This is a genomic window from Mycetohabitans sp. B3, assembly GCF_021498065.1.
GTDB lineage: Bacteria > Pseudomonadota > Gammaproteobacteria > Burkholderiales > Burkholderiaceae > Mycetohabitans.
Genome location: NZ_JAHLKN010000024.1, coordinates 30,906 through 47,119, shown reverse-complemented (window position 1 = coordinate 47,119; position 16,214 = coordinate 30,906). Strand labels below are relative to the sequence as shown.

The window sequence follows — 16,214 nt, the reverse complement described above, 5'->3', positions numbered from 1 at the left end:
CACGAGACAAACAATTTGCCGCGAGATACATCGATGCAGCGAGAACTCAACTTAAAGCCGGAAATGCAGCGCGTGGACATACGCTGCATCGATGCGCAGCCGTCAATGACAGCGGCCATCCGCTTGTGTCAGCAACTCTCCGGCTTGGACGACAAAAAGATCGTCGGAAAGCAGGGCATTGTTGCCGACGTGGCGCAGTGGTCACGCATCACCAGAAGCGGTCGACATTATTTCCCCCAGGACAAGCTAAATGCCTTCATGGATCTGTGCAACAACGAGGCACCGCTGATCTGGTTGGCACGGTCGCGGGGCTACGAACTCACGCCGCTTGAAACGGAGATGGAACGTCGGTTGCGCCTGGAGCGCGAAAAAACCGACGAACTCGAGCGTGAAAACATGCTGCTCAAGAAGCTGCTGACGGGGAGGGCGGAGTGAAAAAGGCCTATCGCACACTGATTGTATCGCAAGCGCTTACCGTCGCTTGCGTGGTCAACCTCTCCGGCTGGTGCCCGTTGCAAGCGCACACACGGCACCATGTTTAAACAGGCAGGACTGACGGCATAAGCGTCGCACACAAACGGTTGAATGGAGCTAAGCATGGCCCGTGCACGAAACATCAAGCCCGGCATTATGGAAAACGAGGATTTAGCCGAGTTGGACCCGTTTGCCCGACTTCTTTTCATTTATCTGTGGATGCTGGCGGACCGCGAAGGTCGTCTTGAAGACCGCCCAAAGAAAATCAAAGTGAAAGCGTTACCGTATGACGATGTGGACGCGGATGCACTGCTTAATAGTTTGCAGTCCAAGGGTTTCATTCTGCGGTACACCGTCTCTGGCGTCGGATACATTCAAATTCTGTCTTTTTTGAAGCATCAGAAGCCGCACTCGAACGAAACGCCGAGTGAGATACCACCTTGGAGCCAAGAACTTGCTACCAAGGTAGAAAGTCCTTGTGACCTTGGGGAGAAGGGCTGTAAACCCAAGCAACAAGCACTTGGCCCTTGTATCTCTGATTCTCTGATTGACGGATTGACTGATTGTCTGATCCCTAGCAAAATCCTTTTGCCCCCGACTGCGTCGGAGGCGCCCTCAAAAAAGCTTAAAGCGGAAAAGCCGCTTGTGCCGACAACCGAGATCTGGCGCGCGTACGCGACTGCCTACCAGCGCAGGTACGGCGCGTTGCCAGTGCGCAACGCAAAGGTCAACGGCCAGCTATCGCAGCTGTTGCAGCGCCTTGGCAAGGACGAAGCGCCAGGCGTCGCCGCTTGGTACGTGGACAGCAACAAGCGTTACTACGTGCAAAAGATGCACCCGGTGGACTGCCTGCTGGCCGATGCCGAAGCGTTGAGAACGGAGTGGGTGACAAATCGCAGGGTGACCGAGACACAGGCACGCGAGGCGGATCGGTTGCAGGCGACGGGCGATATGTGGGCGCGAATCCTACGGGATGCGGAGGCGGTTAATGGCGACAGCTGACTTGATTCAGGCGGTGGCGGCCACGGCCGAGTTGTGCGGCACGAGTCTAAGCGAGGCGGCGGCCAAGATGCTGGTGGCTGATCTGGCCGCGTTTGATGAGCAAGCAGTGATTGTCGCGCTATCGAAATGCCGGCGTGAGCTAAAAGGCCGGCTAACGCTCTCGGAGATCCTTTCACGGATTGACGATGGCCGTCCGGGGCCACAGGAGGCGTGGGCGATGTTGCCACGTGACCTCAACGCGACGGTGGTGATCACCGATGAGATGGCGCAGGCTTGGGGCCTGGTGCGCAGCCTTCTGAGCGAAGGGGAATGGGTGGCGGCTCGTATGGCGTTCCTGGAGGCGTACACGAGGCTGGTAACGGACGCGCGCCACGCAGCCAAGCCTGTCAGGTGGTTCGCCTCGCTGGGGTACGACAAGGAAGAACAACAGGCGGTTATCACGCGTGCGGTTGAGACGGGCCGTTTAACGCCCGAGCACGCCAAGGCGCTACTGCCCGGGCCCGTAGACGGACCGATGAGCCAGTTCCTGCTGACCGGAAATGCAGCCCCGTTGCTTGAGGCACAATCGCCAGCGAACCGGGCTGCTGCGCTGGATAACCTCGGCGAAATAAAGAAGATTATCGCCCGCGTCTGTGGAGCGAAAGCATGAACGGCAACAGGGAACTGTACCGGCCCGTGCATCCCATATTGCAGGCAATAAGGGTAACGTAAGTGGGAAAGCATGAACGGAGATAACCAGGCGCTACATGAGTTTTGCTTGCGTTGGGTTGAGTGGAGCAGGACACGGCGGCTTTATGCACCATTGCGGCCAAAAAATATTTTGCTACGGCTTAGAGAACCGGCAGGGCTGGGCGATGAGCGTGATGCGGAACTGGATGCGGCGCTAAATTTATTCAACGTGGCGTTGATAGCATACCCGGAAGGGCGATCCAAACAAGCGTTCATGGCGTTCTATCTGGGCCGGGTCCGCCCGGTTAAGCGAGCAGCCTATGAACTGGGTTATTCGCGCATGGGTTTTTTCAAAGCCGTGCGCCGGGTGCGGGAGAACGTGTATGCGGCCTCACGCCGCTTAACGAGCGAACTACGTATCGGTGTTTTGGGCGATGCTTCGGCTGGGCCTATGGACGTGCCTGTTGAGCGCCGTGTCGGCACGTAATGAATAGGGAATGTGATGTTTTTTAACCCGAAGAGGCTGACGTTTGCCCGTATGCGGCGCGGCTGGACAAAGGCGCGCCTTGCCAAAGAGTTGGGCCTTCAGGTGCGCTCTATTCAGGGGTATGAGTCTGGCGAGTACGCGCCGGAGCCGGAGAGACTAGCGCAAATGAGCACGCTTCTTCGATTTCCGGTCGAGTTCTTTGCGGGCGACGACCTGCCATCGATCGAGCCTGACACGGCCAGTTTTCGCTCGATGTCGAAGATGTCGGCAACGCTGCGGAACACGGCTCTTGGCGCCGGTGTCACTGCGTTCTTGCTGAATGATTGGATTGAAGAACGATTCCACCTTCCTGAAGCAGACCTTCCCGACCTGGGCGATCTATCACCGGAGGATGCTGCCGCGACTCTGCGTAGAGTATGGGGCCTTGGTGAAGCGCCGATAGGAAGCATGATTTGTCTGCTTGAGGTCAAGGGGATTCGGGTTTATTCCTTAGCCATGGAGGCAAAGGAGGTTGATGCATTCAGCGTATGGCATCGTGGAAAGCCTTTCGTATTTTTGAACACCTTTAAGTCGGCAGAGCATGGCCGGTTTGACGCTGCTCACGAACTAGGCCATCTGATCCGCGACAGACACAGCATGCTGCATGGAGGGGCGCATAGCCCAGAGATGGAGCGTGAGGCAAACGCCTTTGCTTCGGCGTTTTTGATGCCGCCGGCAAATGTTTGCGGGCGCGGCACGGCAGTGCTGACACTAGACAGGCTGCTGCGGCTTAAGCAGGTTTGGGGCGTGTCGTTAGCCGCGCTGGCTTATCGTATGAATCAGTTGGGCTTTTTTTCGGAGTGGACGTATCGAAACCTTTGCATCCAGATAGCAAGGAACGGCTATAGGACTTCCGAGCCCAACCCCATGCGGCCCGAGTCTTCGCAGATACTACGTAAGGTCTTCAATGCGCTTCGCTCGGAGGGGATCACGCATGGCATGCTAGCCAAGGAGTTGTGCATCATGCAGGAAGACATTGACAATTTGACATTTGGCTTGGCCTTGTCCAGCGTTTCTCCCACCGCCGGGAGGAGCACAGCGAATCGCGGCAATCGCCGCGTATTGAGTTGAACACTTAAGTAAACTTTTTAGTTTACTTAATAAAAGTTTACATTTTTCCCAGTTTTTTGTATCATTTTTGAAAGGCTGGATTTTAACGTCCAGACGAAACAACGCGTTGAAAGGCGTGATTTTTAAGCCCTGAGCCGGGTCAATCGGCCAGGGCTTTTTTCATTGACCGACTCATCGGCCATCCAGACCGACAGGTCACCGGCCAGGACAAGCCGGCGAGTGTCCGTAACAACCCCGGCAGTGCGTCAAGCGCTGATTCTTACGGCAAGGACGCACCGCTGACCCGGCGTGAAGGGTATGAACATGTAGTAATAACCGAAAAGTCGTCGTAAAAGCGAAAGCCCCGAACCGTTCGCAGCGGTCGGGGCTTTCTTGCATCAACCCTCTGGAACAAGCAGAAGGAAGGCATGAATGAATTCTAGCAAACTCATCAAGGAGTTGCGGATGATGTTGAAAGAAATGCCAGCGCAAAGATTTTGGGCGCTATGGATTGTGGCGCTGTGCTTTGGTATTGGCTATATCGTGCAAGCGATCCGTTGGTGGTGATGTTTGGCAGACGCAGATCATGCCGCAAGAGATGTCACCCAATCGCTTTGAGGCAATCCGGCGTTTGAAGTAGATATGACCATGAATAGTGCAAGGACAGCGTGGTAAGCCGTTTGCCAAAGGGCAAACAGGCATTCCCAAAGGCCGCCCGAAGCGTACTATCGGCGCATGGATCGACGCTCGCCATCCTGCATCTCATGCTCTGCCGCAAGCGCAAGGAAAGCGGAGCGCGACAGCTTCCGTTCTTGTGCAGCGGAATCAATTTTTTGCACCAAGCGCTCAGGCAAGCTGATATTGAGCCGAATTGCTTTGGTACTGATTTTGGAAAGGTCGATGTCGAATAACATCCAAACGCCGCCCTCGTATTCGGGATGGTGCGCCAGTTCTTCGAGCGGTGACGGTTCCGGAATTGGCCCTTTCTCGCTGTCAAAATGCGCTTCGACTGCCTCTTGGACGGCAGCCGGCAGGTCGGCCCAGTTGTCGGCCGCAGCGAAGCAGCCTGGAAAATCCGGGAATGTGACACCGTGGGCATGCTTGGCGTCGCCCACATGGACATAGAGTGGATAGAGCATTGTTTTCCTCTCAAAAACCGCCGGTCACTTCAAGCCAGCCTGTTTCAGGATACTGCGCACGGTGCCCATCGGAAGGTCTTTCTTCGGGTGAGACACTGTAACCTTACTGAGCTGAACACTTAAGTAAAATTTTTAGTTTACTTAATAAAAGTTTACATTTTCCCCAATTTTTTGTATCGTTTGTGAGAGGCTGGATTCTAACGTCCAGACGAAACAACGCGTTGAAATGTGCGATTTTTAAGCGCTGCCCTAGCATGAAGGGTATTAATAAGGGATAAGCAGGCAACGGTATGCAAGTGTGTCACTGATTGTAAAATTCTTTAATTTTTCGAGGTGGTGGGCTACGTGGTCGGCTAGTTTTATGAGCCTGGATCGTCATGATAGGCATTCGGAAGAATCTCCGATGACCCGCTACATCTATACACAACAGGGAAATGCATGCGCTGGACTGACCTGAACGGATTACGTCAAGAAGCTATCGAAGAGGCAGAAGAATTTAAACGGACGTTTCCAGATGCGTATCATTATTGCTGGCCACGCCGTTTTTTGTTGCTGCTGAGAGAGTATGAATCGGTGCAGAAGGATGCAAAGCGGCACAAGCGGCTTTGCGACGAACATGCCCGCCGCTACTCAACTCGCCGTTATCCGACTTTCCGGACAATTTGAAGATCGGAAAGAGTAAGCAACTCTTTTACGCCATTGCCTTCCCCGCTCCAGTACTGTTTTGCATGTCGCATAATGCGGGGTAGGAAAGCCTCGTTAGGGGTTGTGCGGCATGCGTCACTGTACAGGTCGAAGTCTGCGACGTGGCATGGCGCCGAGGGGTCAACAAATTCGACCTCGTAAAGGAGCGCATCGTCCCCAAAGCATCGCCTGCTAAGTGCGTCAGTTTTGTTCAGGAAGACGAAAGCGGATTCTAGCCGACTGGGTTTCAACGGAAAGTGGCGGAGCCGATAATTTTCAAGAGCTAACTCGATTGCAAGCTTCCAGCCATTCGTCGCGTGTGTGGTGATTTGCTTATATTGTGCAATCATACGGCCGTGGTTGCCAGTCTGAACAATGTCCATAGCGTTGAACTTTGCTCGGCACCAAAAGAAATAAGTTTGCATGTTTTCTAGGATTGTAGTGCAGCGCTGGTTTTCATGCTTTGTGCGCTTTCAGCCAGCCGCTCAAGGCTGCATCGATCCGCGTTTGCCAGCTGCTTCCATAGGCTTTGAAACCGGTAACGACATCATGCGACAAACACAATCGGCTTTCAGAAGCCGAATAAGGTGGGTGCTATTCATGTGTGTAATTATACACATTGCGCGCTGGCGTACAACTCCGGCCGGTCATCCATAAACCACCCGGATTGTGAACCCAGCGACAGGCTTACTTGAAGCCAATATGACTTTTAACAGCGCAAGAACAGCAAAAAAACAGCGGGGCAAGCCGTTCGAGAAGGGACAAACCGGCAACCCGAAAGGCCGTCCTAAACGCACGCAGGAAGAATTGGACCTGATCGCCGCGTGCAAAGCCAAAACGCCCGACGCGCTTGAGGTGATCGAATCGATCATGTTGGGAGGCGAGAACGAGCGCAACCGATTGTCGGCTGCGCTGGCGATTATTGAGCGGGGTTATGGCAAGCCGGTACAGGGTGTGGAACTAGGGGGCGCGGGCGGCGGGCCGGTCGATTGGAACTTCCAAGTCACCTTCGTCAAGCCGCAATGAATGTCGAATTACCGGAGAAGCTGGCTTTTCTGTTCGAGCCGCTGCGCTACAAGGTAGCCTACGGCGGACGAGGCAGCGCAAAAAGCTGGTCATTTGCCCGTGCGTTGCTCATTGACGCAGCGCGTCAGCCGCTGCGCATTGGCTGCTTCCGAGAAGTGCAAAAGGCGATCAAAGAATCGGTGCATAAGCTGCTGGCCGACCAAATCCCGCTATTGGGGCTGGGCGGCTATTTCGACGTGTTGGCGACGACCATTCGTGGCCGCAACGGCAGTGAGTTCATTTTCTCCGGCTTGGCCGATCATACGGTCGAGTCGATCAAATCCTATGAGGGACTGGATCGCGCATGGATAGAGGAAGCGCAAACGGTTAGCGAGCGCTCCTGGTCGATTTTGGTGCCGACGATCCGCAAGGCGGGCAGCGAGATCTGGGTGACATATAACCCGGAGTTGGAAACTGACCCGACACATCAAAGGTTCGTCATGAATCCGCCCCCGAATTGCCGGGCTGTATTGGTCAACTATACGGATAACCCCTGGTTTCACGAGACCGAATTGGAGGCGGAGAGGCAGCATTGCCGGCGCACGGATCCGGAAGGCTACAAGAACATCTGGGAGGGGCAGTGCAAGCCGGCGATGAGCGGCGCAATCTACTACAACGAAATTGCTGCGGCTGGAGCCCAGGGCCATATCTGCGATGTACCCTACGACCCGATGCTCAAGGTGCAAGTCGTTTTCGATTTGGGCTGGAACGATGCGATGGCAATTTCGCTCGTGCAGTGCCATCTGTCGCAGTTGCGCGTCATCGACTACATTGAAGACAGCCACAAGACGCTTGATTACTACTCGGCTGAACTGCGCAAGCGCCACTTCAATTGGGGCAAAGTCTATTTGCCGCACGATGGGCGTAGCAAGGATTTTAAAAGCGGCAAATCGGCGGAAGATGTGATGCGGGCGCTCGGTTGGGACGTGGAGATTACGCCGAACATGAGTGTCGAAGAAGGTATTCGGCTCACGCGCATGACGTTTCCGCGCTTGTACTTTGATCAAGCCAAGACACAGCGTTTAGTCCAGTGCTTAAAGCGCTATCGGCGAGGCGTCAACCAGCACACCGGCGAGCCCGGCGCGCCGCTGCATGACGCGTTCAGCCACGGCGCCGATAACGTGCGCTATATCGCGGTGAATGCTGAGCGCTTTACCAATGAAGATTGGGGCGGAGCACTGAACTACCCGCCTATTTACTATTCGTAATGACAAAGCGAACCGAGCGTATGACCGAAGACGACTTGCGTCAGATTGTCGATCGCCACATCCAAGACAGTCAAGATTGGGTGGACGGCACCATTGGCGCTGAACGCAAAAAGGCGATGCAATACTATCTCGCGCAACCGGTGGGCGATCTGGCGCCTCCGGCACTACCGGAACGGTCCCGGTTTGTGTCGACCGATGTGGCCGATACGGTGGAGTGGATTCTACCGGCGCTAATGGAAATCTTTACCGCCGGTGACGATGTGGTGGAGTTTGTGGCGCGCCGTGCCGACGATGAGCCGGCCGCGCAACAGATGACCGAGGTCGCCAACTACGTCTTTTATCAGCAAAACCCGGGCTGGCAAGTATTGCTGACGTGGTTCAAGGATGCGTTGCTGCAAAAGAGTGGCATTGTCAAAGTCTGGTGGGATGACACACCGGAGCAGGTGCGCGAGGAATACCGGGATCTGACCGATAAACAACTGACGATGTTGCTCAGCGACAGCACTGTTGAGCCGATCGAGCATACCACCTATGTGGATCCCGATGCATTGCAGGCAGCACAGCCGTCCATGACGCAAGACGCGGCGATGCCAGCGTCGGAAGCTGTGCCCGTTTCCCCGCAAGCGCTGCCGCAATTGCATCGCGTTGTCGTGGTGCGCACCACACAGCGGGGCCAAGTGCGCATTGAAGCAGTGCCACCCGAAGAGTTTTTGATCGCACGCGATGCTAAACAGATCACAGACGGGTTTTGCGCGCATCGTGTGCAACGTACGCTCAGCGAGTTGCGTCAGCAAGGATATGCTCATATTGAGGATATCGCTTCGGACGACACGGCGCAGCTTTCCCAGGATGGGCAGCCTGACGCTGTGCGACCTGACGACGGCGCAAACGGTGACGAGGCAATGCGTAAGGTATGGTTGACCGAATGTTATCTGCGGGTCGATTACGATGGCGATGGCGATGGCATGGCCGAATGGCGTAAGGTCGTGCGCGCGGGCAATGCATTGCTGGAAAACGTCGAGTGCGACGGGCCGCCGTTTGTGTCGCTGTGCCCCGTGCCGTTGCCGCACCGATTTTTTGGCACGTGTCCAGCCGAACAGGCGATGACGGCGCAAAGCTTAAAGACGCACATCGTGCGTGGGCTAATCGACAACATGCGCGTCCAGCTCAATAGCCGCACGTGGGTGGAAAGAGGTAAGGTGGATCTGGAGGATTTGCTCAACTGCCAGCTCAACGGCATCGTACGCGTGGACCACGCCAACGCGATAGGCAAGTTGCAAGAAGGCATGACCGATGCGTCAAGCGCCTACCAGCTGCTGCACTATGCGGACGAGGCTAAGCAGGACCGCACGGGCGTGACCAAATACACGCAAGGCAGCGATGCGGATACGCTGAACAAAACCGCGCGTGGCATTGAACACATCACAGCCCGCTCGGACCAGCGGATCAAACTGATTGCCCGGATTTTTGCTGAAACCGGGATGAAAACGTTGTTTTTGCTGATTCAGAAGCTGCTAAGCCAATACCAGGACCGGGCAATGGTACTCAGGTTGCGAGGCAGTTGGGTCGATGTGGATCCGCGCGCGTGGAAAAATCAGTACGACATGGTGGTGAATGTGGGATTAGGCACTGGCGACAAGACGCAGGTGGTTGAAAAGCTCACTCAGCTAGGGCTGGCTCAGCAGCAAGGGCTGGCGATCGGCATCGCCACGCCACAGAATCTGTACGAGACCGGCGTCAAGCTCACGCATGCGTTGGGCTACAAGAATGCGGAGTCTTTTTGGACGGACCCGAGCAAGCAACCGCCGGCACCAGCCCAGCCACCGCCCGATCCGCTGTTACTGGACGTGCAACTGAAAGCGCAAACTGCCCAGCAAAAGCTTGCGTTTGAGCGCGAGAAATTCTATGCGGATCTGGCGGTCAAGCGCGAAGCCATCTATATGCGCGCCGGCATCGACCCTTATCAGGAAGCGGCGAACTATGCCACGACGTTGGCCAGTGGAGACATGATCAATGGCGCTCACCGAACAGATCGAGCAGGGCCGTCAGGCTCAGGAAATATTGAACCACCCGCTGACACAGGAAGCGTTCCAGACGCTGCGGAATCGATACCTCCAGCAGTGGGAACACAGCCCGGCGCGGGAGCGTGAAGACAGAGAAAAACTGTGGTTAATGATGCAGTTGCTCAACGCTGTGGAAAACCACTTTCGGCAAGTCGTGGAAACAGGACAACTTGCGCGGCATACGCTCGAGCAGCAGACGCTGCTGGCAAAGGCTCGCCGTGGGCTGAACGCTGTGTTGGGCGCAAACACGTCGAGCCAGTTCATCAACCCCGACGCATGATGAGGTTGAGCACTGTCCAACGGAATACCGGCAAGACAGTCGCTGTGCCCTTTGAACAGCCCGCTGATGCGGGCTTTATTTTTGGAGCGTATAAACATGAACGAAACCGACGCAGTTCAACAATCGGATACGGCTGAATTAGCAAAAGTCGCTGAACATTTAAGTTCAGATAGTAGCCAGGATAAGGCAGCAGATCATCCTGAGCAGGCCACTGACAAAGTCGTACAACCGGAAGAGACGAACGAGCCAATTTTTACGCTCGAAGTCGATGGCGAAAAACGCGAGGTCAAGCAAAGTGAGCTATTGGCCGACGCACAAAAGTACCTATCAGCAAGCAAACGCCTTGAAGAGGCTCAGGCGCTGCGCCAGCAGGTGGAAACCGAGCGGAAACAACTGCCGCACGAGCGTGTGCAACTGCAACAAGCGATTCAACATTACACGTCGCAGCTCGCCGCGTTTATGCAACAGGTTCAGCCTAACTGGGAACAGTTGCTACAAAATGACACGGCTGGATATGTTAGACAGCGCCATATGTGGGACACGCATCTGGCTGAATTGCAGCGCGCGCAGCAAGCGCAAAGCCAACTTGAGCAACAGCAGCAAGCCGAACAGGCGCAGCAGCTTCAAGCGTGGGCGCTCGAAGAGCGCCAAAAGTTGCTCGATGCATTGCCCGAATGGCAAGACCCGAAGAAGAAAGACGCGGAGATTGATGCGCTCAATGCGTACTTGCGCGATGTGGGTTTTTCCGAGCAAGAACGCTACAGCATTGTCGATCATCGAATCATTCTGACCGCCCGCAAAGCAATGTTGTATGACCAGTTGCTCAAGTCGCAAAACGCTGCATTGCAACGCGTGCAGCGTGCCGCACCCCGTGTCGAGCGGCCTGGTACCCCGAATACAAGCGCACCGGCCGACGCGGCGCGCAAGGCGGCAGAAGCGCGATTTTCGCAGGATCCCTCCGTAGACAATCTTGCGGCTTTTATTCACTGACCCTTGGAGAAGCACACTATGGCTAACAACACCTATACCACGTACCAGGCGATTGGCAATCGCGAAGACCTAATCGATAAAATTTTTAGCGTTGCGCCAACCGACACGCCGTTCATTTCGGCCATCGGCCGAACGTCGGCAAAAGCGGTTCACCATGAATGGCAGCGCGATACGCTGCGCAAGCCAAATAAAGCCAATGCCGCGCAGGAGGGCGCACCGGCCGCTTATACGCAACAAACACCAACGCAGCGTCTGGGAAATCGCACACAAATCATCCAAGATACGCTGAGCATATCCGGCACCCAAAGTGCGGTCCGGCACGCTGGAGGCTCGGAAGAGCAGCGCCTTAAAGCCAAAAAGATGGTCGAACTCAAAAAAGACATCGAGGCCGCAGCGATTGCCAATACAGCGCAGGTGGCTGGCAATGGCGCCGGCGTTCGCCAGATGTGCGGCCTGGCCGGCTGGATCGCCACGAACAACAACTTGGGCAAAGGGGGCGTGGCGCCCGATCCCATTAAAAACGTGGCGCCGAAGGTAGGCGAAAAGCGAGACTTCTCGGAAGAATTACTTCAAGACGCGATCCTGCAAGCGTACACGCAAGGCGGGGATGTGACGATGGCCATCATGCGGCCAAGGCTGAAACAACAAGCGTCAGCCTTTGAGGGCAATGCCCAACGAGTAGTCGATGTCGGGTCCAATGTGCGTGCCGCGACGATGAATGTCGCTTATACGTTTTACGGCTCGGACTTCGGCGTGGTGAAACTGGTGCCCAATCGCGTGATGGCTGATGGCGTTGACGATAACGTCTACGGCATTGATCCGAAGATGTGGAAGCTTGCGTTTCTGCGCGGCTTTCATTCCGAAGAACTGGCCAAAACCGGTGATGCACGCAACTTTCAGATTCTGTGCGAGGTGACACTTGAAGCGTGCGAAGAGCGCTCCTCGTTCGCGATTCGGGACCTCAACTAAGTAATGCACACCCAGATTCATGTCACCGATAACGGGCTGGTCGTCGAGCGGCGCGAGCGCTTCGATGGCCTCGTCGATACATGCAAGGCGCTGCACAATAGTGGCCTGCATGGCGACAAGAACATGCCCCTGTATGCGCACGTGCCAGCTGTGTTCATCGAGGATTACTTGAACCGCACCGGCATTACATTTGCCGAGTTCATGGCCGAGCAGTCGCACATCAAGCGGTTCCTGAACGACCCGGCGCTTGCGTATTTCCGAGTCTCGACCAAACGAGTATGAGTATCAAGACATACAAGGACTTGAAAGCAGCTCTCGCCCGGTGGCTTAAGCGTACGAATTTGGGTGAGCATATCCCGGACTTTATCGAGTTGGCGGAGGCTCGCTTAAACCGTATATTACGGGTGCGTCAGATGCAGGCGACTGCCACTTGCATGACGGACCAGCGCCAAATCGCGCTGCCGGAAGACTACCTGGAAACAGTTGTTGTGACTGTGGACGGCCGCAGACTCGACTTCGTGCAGCGCCATCTCGTGGGCGATAATGAACCACGCTATCAGAAGCACTTTTCCATTGCGGGCAGTTGCTTGCGCGTGCATGTGCCGCCGCAAACGCTTTATAAAATAAGCTTGCTGTACTACGAGCGCTTACGGCCGTTGACTGAAAAATGCCCGTCCAATTGGCTGCTGTCCAACGGACCGGATATTTATCTTTACGCGTCACTGCTTGAGGCGGAGCCCTACATCAAGAACGACCAACGCATCCCTATTTGGCGGGAAGCGCTGACCATTGCGCTGTCCGACATCCAAGCCAATGATGAGCGCGGCCGTTTCTCGGGCGCGCCGCTAATGATACAGGCGGGTTGAAATGCCCGACTTTATTGGTTTCGCACCAGACCTGGACCCGACAACGCCTGGTGTGATTGTGGATTGCGCGATGCTCATTCCATCGATGCGGGGTATGCGAGCCGCGCCCAGTGCGGTGGACGTGGGTATGCCACCGTTGCCTGGGCCCGCGCTGGGCGGTGCCACGCTTGTCAAACTCGACGGCACCGCGCGCATGGTGGTAGGCACGGCCAGCTGCTTGTATGAGGAGGCTTCGGGCAGATGGGTCGATATCACGCGCAAAAGCGGCCCCTACTTGACCCCGGGCAGCGGCATATGGCGTTTCGCGCAGTTTGGCAACGTCACGCTCGCGACTAACAAGGCGGACCGATTGCAACAGAGCCAGACGGGTGAGTTTGAGGATATTTCTGGTGCGCCCAAAGCAGCGATTGTCGAGGCGGTGGCCGGGTTCGTGCTGCTCTTCAATACGGCCGACCCAATCTACGGTGTGCGCCCAGATGGCTGGTGGTGCAGCGCGTTGTACGATCATACGATTTGGACACCGAGCCAGGCGACGCAATGCGCGAACGGACGCATCATCGACACACCCGGGCAAATCAATGCCGCTCGTGGACTAGGGCCGGATATCGTAGTCTACAAAGACGACTCGATGTACTACGGCACTTATCAAGGCCCGCCGATTGTCTGGGCGATGAATTTGATTTCCAATCAGATTGGCGCGCCTTGCCAAGAAGCCGTCGTTTCGATTGGCACCGCCCATATTTTTATGGGCAACGATAACTTTTACCTATTTGATGGCACGCGTCCGACACCGATCGGCGACGCCGTCAAACAGTGGTTTTTCAAAGACCGCAGCCCATGGCATAAGCAAACGGTGCGCAGCGTACACGATCGCGTCAATACCTGTATCTATTGGTATTACGTGAGCAATCGCAGTCAGGGCGACATCGACAGCTGCCTAGTCTACCACTATAAAACGGGGCAATGGGGACGGGCCAATCGCGCCATCGAGTGCGGCATCGATTTTGTGAGTGGAAAGATTACATGGTCTTCGCTCGGGGAAATCGCCCGCACTTGGCATGATTTGCCGAAAGTGACATGGGACTCGCACTTCTGGACGAACGTGGCATTGCATCCGTCGATCATCGACACCACGCACACCGTGCGGACACTGACGGGCGTGGCGCAGGCTTCATCATTGGTGACAGGCGATTTTGGTGACGACACACACTATTCGCTGTTGCAATCGGTGCGGCTGCGATGCGCTCAGGACCCTGCTTGCGCGACGATGAGCACACAGCACCGGCAGACGCTAGGCAGTGATTTCATACCGGGCGCGCATAGCCACTATGTCGATGGCAAGTTCGATGTCGATGTGTCCGCACGCTATCACCGCGCGCGGATGACGTTTCAGGGCGACACAGAACTAATCGGCTATACCCCTGAACTGATACCGGATGGTGATGCATGAGAATTCAACGGCCACAACTGCCCGTACCGCCCGCGAAAGACACCTTTAGCGTGGATCTAGTCTTTAAGCTCAAGCAAATCATCGCGAGCATTATCGACCAACTCAATCGGTTGACTGAGGGGCACATTGCAGCAGTAACCAACGCTCAGCTTGAGCCGCCCAATAGCGATTTCTATCAAGTGGGAGACTACGTGCGAAACAGCTATCCAGTGGAGCAGGGCACACGTGGCGTGCGGTATGTGGTGAAAGGCTGGATCTGTGTGGCAGACGGCGCGCATCGCACATTTGTGGAGGATCGGTGCTTAACCGGAAACTGACCTTTGTGCCGCCTGAACATCTAGCGCGCGAATGGCCGGCACTGCGTACGCCACTCGCTGCAATGCACGCCGCCGACGGTTGGCTACCCGAGGATGTGTACTGCGCGATCAAATTAGGGGGCGCAAGTTTGTATCTGCTTGAAGTGGACGGCAAGCGCCAAGGGTTTGTGGTGCTGCGCGTGATTCACGAGATTGATGGTCCACGGCTGCACATCTGGGTGCTGTATGCCGACACTCGCGTCGATGTGATGGCCCTATTTTCTGACGACATCGATGCGATTGCGCGGGCGGCCGGTGCCTCAAAGGTGACGTTTGGCACGACCCGCTGCGGCTGGCAACGCGTCGCGCCGCGCTATGGATTCAAGAGACGGGAAACACTTTATGAAAGGAACGTGCAATGAGTAGTGGCGGTGGAGGCGGGGGAAGCCAGACGACCCGCACAGAATTGCCTAGCTATGCGCAGCCTTATGCGCAGCAGATTCTGGCGCGGGGCGGGGCGTTGTCACACCAGCCAATGCCGCACTACACCGGACCACGTGTGGCGACTCTCACGCATGCGCAACAGCATGCGATGGACGGAATCAACCATCTGGCCGGGTTACCCAGTCCAGCGCTCATGGCGGCCAGTGACGCGATAACAGGGGCAGCTCGTCACGCGGGCCAGCCGTACACGGTATCGAATCCCTATATTGGGCAAACCGTTCACGCGCTGTCCAATCCGTATGCGACGATGGAAAATCCCTACCTTGACACGCAGGTAAAGAAGGCGCAGAGCGATATCGTCAACCAGTACACGAGTGCCGTTGCGCCGCAGACGATGGCGCAGTTTCGCAATGCCGGTGCGTTCGGCGGCTCGGCAATGCAGCAGGTTCAGGATCAGCAAAACCGTCAGCTGGCCGATGCGCTTGGCAACGCTGGCACACAGTTGCGCGGCCAAGCATATGCAAATACGCAGCAGGTGGCGCAACAGCAAGCGGCACTCGGGACACACGCGGCGTTAGCCAATCAAGCGAATAACCTAGCTTACACGCAGGCCAACAACGCACTGAACAGCCAGAACCGCCAACATGCGCAGATCAACGCGCTCAATGCTGCATCACTCGCACCTGCACTGAACGCAGCGAACTACTATGGCTACGGGCAACAGCTTGCCGCAGGCAATATGGCACAGCGTCAGGCGCAAAACGAATTGGACAGCCAATACCAGCGCTGGCACGAGCACGCCTATTCGCCTTATCAGCAGCTGGGCGTATTGCAAAGCGCACTGGCCGGTGCGCTGGGCTCGGGCGCGCAGGGCGTGACAACCTCGGCGCAAAGCCGAGGCAGCCCGGTGATGGGGGCGCTGGGGGGCGCAGCGTCAGGTGCAGCAATCGGCAGTATCGTGCCGGGTATTGGCACGGCGCTAGGCGCAGGCGTGGGCGGCGGCCTGGGTTTGTTGGGATCGATTCTTTAAAGGGGACGT

The 16,214-nt window shown here is 56.1% G+C and carries 22 protein-coding genes; 19 read left to right on the top strand and 3 right to left on the bottom strand.

Annotation, left to right across the window (positions count from 1 at the left end):
• The first annotated feature begins 33 nt into the window (after positions 1-33).
• The 6 genes from KQH55_RS06710 to KQH55_RS16510 all read left to right on the top strand — a co-directional run bounded on the left by KQH55_RS06710 (position 34) and on the right by KQH55_RS16510 (position 4,288).
• Complete coding sequence (locus tag KQH55_RS06710; RefSeq protein ID WP_235090455.1) at positions 34-435, top strand: hypothetical protein; 402 nt, start codon at positions 34-36, stop codon at positions 433-435.
• A gap of 162 nt (positions 436-597) precedes the next feature.
• Positions 598-1,476, top strand: a complete 879-nt coding sequence (locus KQH55_RS06705; protein ID WP_235090454.1) for a hypothetical protein — start codon at positions 598-600, stop codon at positions 1,474-1,476.
• Positions 1,463-2,125, top strand: coding sequence for a hypothetical protein (locus KQH55_RS06700; protein WP_235090453.1), 663 nt, complete (start codon positions 1,463-1,465; stop codon positions 2,123-2,125). The genes KQH55_RS06705 and KQH55_RS06700 overlap by 14 nt, the downstream gene beginning before the upstream one ends.
• 72 nt (positions 2,126-2,197) lie before the next feature.
• Positions 2,198-2,632: a hypothetical protein gene (locus KQH55_RS06695; protein ID WP_235090452.1), complete on the top strand. Its 435-nt coding sequence runs from the start codon at positions 2,198-2,200 to the stop codon at positions 2,630-2,632.
• Between the two features lie 15 nt (positions 2,633-2,647).
• A complete protein-coding gene (locus KQH55_RS06690) occupies positions 2,648-3,742 on the top strand; it encodes an ImmA/IrrE family metallo-endopeptidase (protein WP_235090451.1) in 1,095 nt (364 codons plus the stop codon).
• A gap of 411 nt (positions 3,743-4,153) precedes the next feature.
• Positions 4,154-4,288 carry a hypothetical protein gene (locus tag KQH55_RS16510; RefSeq protein ID WP_255763089.1) on the top strand — a complete coding sequence of 45 codons (135 nt, stop codon included), beginning with the start codon at positions 4,154-4,156 and terminating at the stop codon, positions 4,286-4,288.
• A 158-nt stretch (positions 4,289-4,446) separates the two neighbouring features.
• Here the strand turns inward: KQH55_RS16510 and KQH55_RS06685 are convergent, their stop codons facing one another.
• Positions 4,447-4,860, bottom strand: coding sequence for a type II toxin-antitoxin system HicB family antitoxin (locus KQH55_RS06685; RefSeq protein ID WP_235090450.1), 414 nt, complete (start codon positions 4,858-4,860; stop codon positions 4,447-4,449).
• A 24-nt stretch (positions 4,861-4,884) separates the two neighbouring features.
• Positions 4,885-4,956, bottom strand: a complete 72-nt coding sequence (locus KQH55_RS06680) for a type II toxin-antitoxin system HicA family toxin (RefSeq protein ID WP_235090468.1) — start codon at positions 4,954-4,956, stop codon at positions 4,885-4,887.
• A gap of 342 nt (positions 4,957-5,298) precedes the next feature.
• On the opposite strand from KQH55_RS06680, the gene KQH55_RS06675 reads away from it, so the two are divergent.
• Positions 5,299-5,526, top strand: coding sequence for a hypothetical protein (locus KQH55_RS06675; protein ID WP_235090449.1), 228 nt, complete (start codon positions 5,299-5,301; stop codon positions 5,524-5,526).
• A 474-nt stretch (positions 5,527-6,000) separates the two neighbouring features.
• On the opposite strand, the gene KQH55_RS06670 is transcribed toward KQH55_RS06675, so the two are convergent.
• Positions 6,001-6,102, bottom strand: coding sequence for a BrnA antitoxin family protein (locus tag KQH55_RS06670; RefSeq protein WP_235090448.1), 102 nt, complete (start codon positions 6,100-6,102; stop codon positions 6,001-6,003).
• A 144-nt stretch (positions 6,103-6,246) separates the two neighbouring features.
• Between KQH55_RS06670 and KQH55_RS06665 the strand changes: the two genes are divergently transcribed.
• The 12 genes from KQH55_RS06665 (at position 6,247) to KQH55_RS06610 (ending at position 16,205) form a co-directional block, all read left to right on the top strand.
• Positions 6,247-6,570, top strand: a complete 324-nt coding sequence (locus tag KQH55_RS06665; RefSeq protein WP_235090447.1) for a DUF5681 domain-containing protein — start codon at positions 6,247-6,249, stop codon at positions 6,568-6,570.
• Entirely contained in the window at positions 6,567-7,817 is a 1,251-nt protein-coding gene (locus KQH55_RS06660; protein WP_235090446.1) for a PBSX family phage terminase large subunit, read from the top strand. The genes KQH55_RS06665 and KQH55_RS06660 overlap by 4 nt, the downstream gene beginning before the upstream one ends.
• Positions 7,817-9,967: a hypothetical protein gene (locus tag KQH55_RS06655; protein ID WP_235090445.1), complete on the top strand. Its 2,151-nt coding sequence runs from the start codon at positions 7,817-7,819 to the stop codon at positions 9,965-9,967. The genes KQH55_RS06660 and KQH55_RS06655 overlap by 1 nt, the downstream gene beginning before the upstream one ends.
• Before the next feature lie 25 nt (positions 9,968-9,992).
• Complete coding sequence (locus KQH55_RS06650) at positions 9,993-10,160, top strand: hypothetical protein (protein WP_235090444.1); 168 nt, start codon at positions 9,993-9,995, stop codon at positions 10,158-10,160.
• A 96-nt stretch (positions 10,161-10,256) separates the two neighbouring features.
• Entirely contained in the window at positions 10,257-11,150 is an 894-nt protein-coding gene (locus KQH55_RS06645; protein WP_235090443.1) for a hypothetical protein, read from the top strand.
• 18 nt (positions 11,151-11,168) lie between these two features.
• Positions 11,169-12,119 (top strand): DUF5309 family protein, encoded by a 951-nt coding sequence (locus tag KQH55_RS06640; RefSeq protein WP_235090442.1) that lies wholly within the window; start codon positions 11,169-11,171, stop codon positions 12,117-12,119.
• Between the two features lie 3 nt (positions 12,120-12,122).
• On the top strand, positions 12,123-12,401 hold the full coding sequence (locus tag KQH55_RS06635; protein ID WP_235090441.1) for a hypothetical protein: 279 nt from the start codon (positions 12,123-12,125) through the stop codon (positions 12,399-12,401).
• Positions 12,398-12,985 carry a hypothetical protein gene (locus KQH55_RS06630; RefSeq protein ID WP_235090440.1) on the top strand — a complete coding sequence of 196 codons (588 nt, stop codon included), beginning with the start codon at positions 12,398-12,400 and terminating at the stop codon, positions 12,983-12,985. The genes KQH55_RS06635 and KQH55_RS06630 overlap by 4 nt, the downstream gene beginning before the upstream one ends.
• Before the next feature lies 1 nt (position 12,986).
• Positions 12,987-14,435: a hypothetical protein gene (locus KQH55_RS06625; RefSeq protein WP_235090439.1), complete on the top strand. Its 1,449-nt coding sequence runs from the start codon at positions 12,987-12,989 to the stop codon at positions 14,433-14,435.
• Entirely contained in the window at positions 14,432-14,752 is a 321-nt protein-coding gene (locus KQH55_RS06620; RefSeq protein ID WP_235090438.1) for a hypothetical protein, read from the top strand. The genes KQH55_RS06625 and KQH55_RS06620 overlap by 4 nt, the downstream gene beginning before the upstream one ends.
• On the top strand, positions 14,734-15,153 hold the full coding sequence (locus tag KQH55_RS06615) for a hypothetical protein (protein WP_235090437.1): 420 nt from the start codon (positions 14,734-14,736) through the stop codon (positions 15,151-15,153). Before KQH55_RS06620 ends, KQH55_RS06615 begins: the two co-directional genes overlap by 19 nt.
• A complete protein-coding gene (locus KQH55_RS06610; protein ID WP_235090436.1) occupies positions 15,150-16,205 on the top strand; it encodes a hypothetical protein in 1,056 nt (351 codons plus the stop codon). The genes KQH55_RS06615 and KQH55_RS06610 overlap by 4 nt, the downstream gene beginning before the upstream one ends.
• Positions 16,206-16,214 lie beyond the last annotated feature (9 nt).

What these genes read in the sequence shown, in the direction of transcription:
- KQH55_RS06660 (WP_235090446.1), top strand. Translation starts at nt 6,567, where the DNA reads ATGAATGTCGAATTACCGGAGAAGCTGGCTTTTCTGTTCGAGCCGCTG.
- KQH55_RS06700 (WP_235090453.1), top strand. Translation starts at nt 1,463, where the DNA reads ATGGCGACAGCTGACTTGATTCAGGCGGTGGCGGCCACGGCCGAGTTG.
- KQH55_RS06710 (WP_235090455.1), top strand. Translation starts at nt 34, where the DNA reads ATGCAGCGAGAACTCAACTTAAAGCCGGAAATGCAGCGCGTGGACATA.
- KQH55_RS06640 (WP_235090442.1), top strand. Translation starts at nt 11,169, where the DNA reads ATGGCTAACAACACCTATACCACGTACCAGGCGATTGGCAATCGCGAA.
- KQH55_RS06625 (WP_235090439.1), top strand. Translation starts at nt 12,987, where the DNA reads ATGCCCGACTTTATTGGTTTCGCACCAGACCTGGACCCGACAACGCCT.
- KQH55_RS06705 (WP_235090454.1), top strand. Translation starts at nt 598, where the DNA reads ATGGCCCGTGCACGAAACATCAAGCCCGGCATTATGGAAAACGAGGAT.
- KQH55_RS06645 (WP_235090443.1), top strand. Translation starts at nt 10,257, where the DNA reads ATGAACGAAACCGACGCAGTTCAACAATCGGATACGGCTGAATTAGCA.
- KQH55_RS06675 (WP_235090449.1), top strand. Translation starts at nt 5,299, where the DNA reads ATGCGCTGGACTGACCTGAACGGATTACGTCAAGAAGCTATCGAAGAG.
- KQH55_RS06610 (WP_235090436.1), top strand. Translation starts at nt 15,150, where the DNA reads ATGAGTAGTGGCGGTGGAGGCGGGGGAAGCCAGACGACCCGCACAGAA.
- KQH55_RS06685 (WP_235090450.1), bottom strand. Translation starts at nt 4,860, where the DNA reads ATGCTCTATCCACTCTATGTCCATGTGGGCGACGCCAAGCATGCCCAC.
- KQH55_RS06635 (WP_235090441.1), top strand. Translation starts at nt 12,123, where the DNA reads ATGCACACCCAGATTCATGTCACCGATAACGGGCTGGTCGTCGAGCGG.
- KQH55_RS06690 (WP_235090451.1), top strand. Translation starts at nt 2,648, where the DNA reads ATGTTTTTTAACCCGAAGAGGCTGACGTTTGCCCGTATGCGGCGCGGC.
- KQH55_RS06655 (WP_235090445.1), top strand. Translation starts at nt 7,817, where the DNA reads ATGACAAAGCGAACCGAGCGTATGACCGAAGACGACTTGCGTCAGATT.
- KQH55_RS06665 (WP_235090447.1), top strand. Translation starts at nt 6,247, where the DNA reads ATGACTTTTAACAGCGCAAGAACAGCAAAAAAACAGCGGGGCAAGCCG.
- KQH55_RS16510 (WP_255763089.1), top strand. Translation starts at nt 4,154, where the DNA reads ATGAATTCTAGCAAACTCATCAAGGAGTTGCGGATGATGTTGAAAGAA.
- KQH55_RS06650 (WP_235090444.1), top strand. Translation starts at nt 9,993, where the DNA reads ATGCAGTTGCTCAACGCTGTGGAAAACCACTTTCGGCAAGTCGTGGAA.
- KQH55_RS06620 (WP_235090438.1), top strand. Translation starts at nt 14,432, where the DNA reads ATGAGAATTCAACGGCCACAACTGCCCGTACCGCCCGCGAAAGACACC.
- KQH55_RS06630 (WP_235090440.1), top strand. Translation starts at nt 12,398, where the DNA reads ATGAGTATCAAGACATACAAGGACTTGAAAGCAGCTCTCGCCCGGTGG.
- KQH55_RS06695 (WP_235090452.1), top strand. Translation starts at nt 2,198, where the DNA reads ATGAACGGAGATAACCAGGCGCTACATGAGTTTTGCTTGCGTTGGGTT.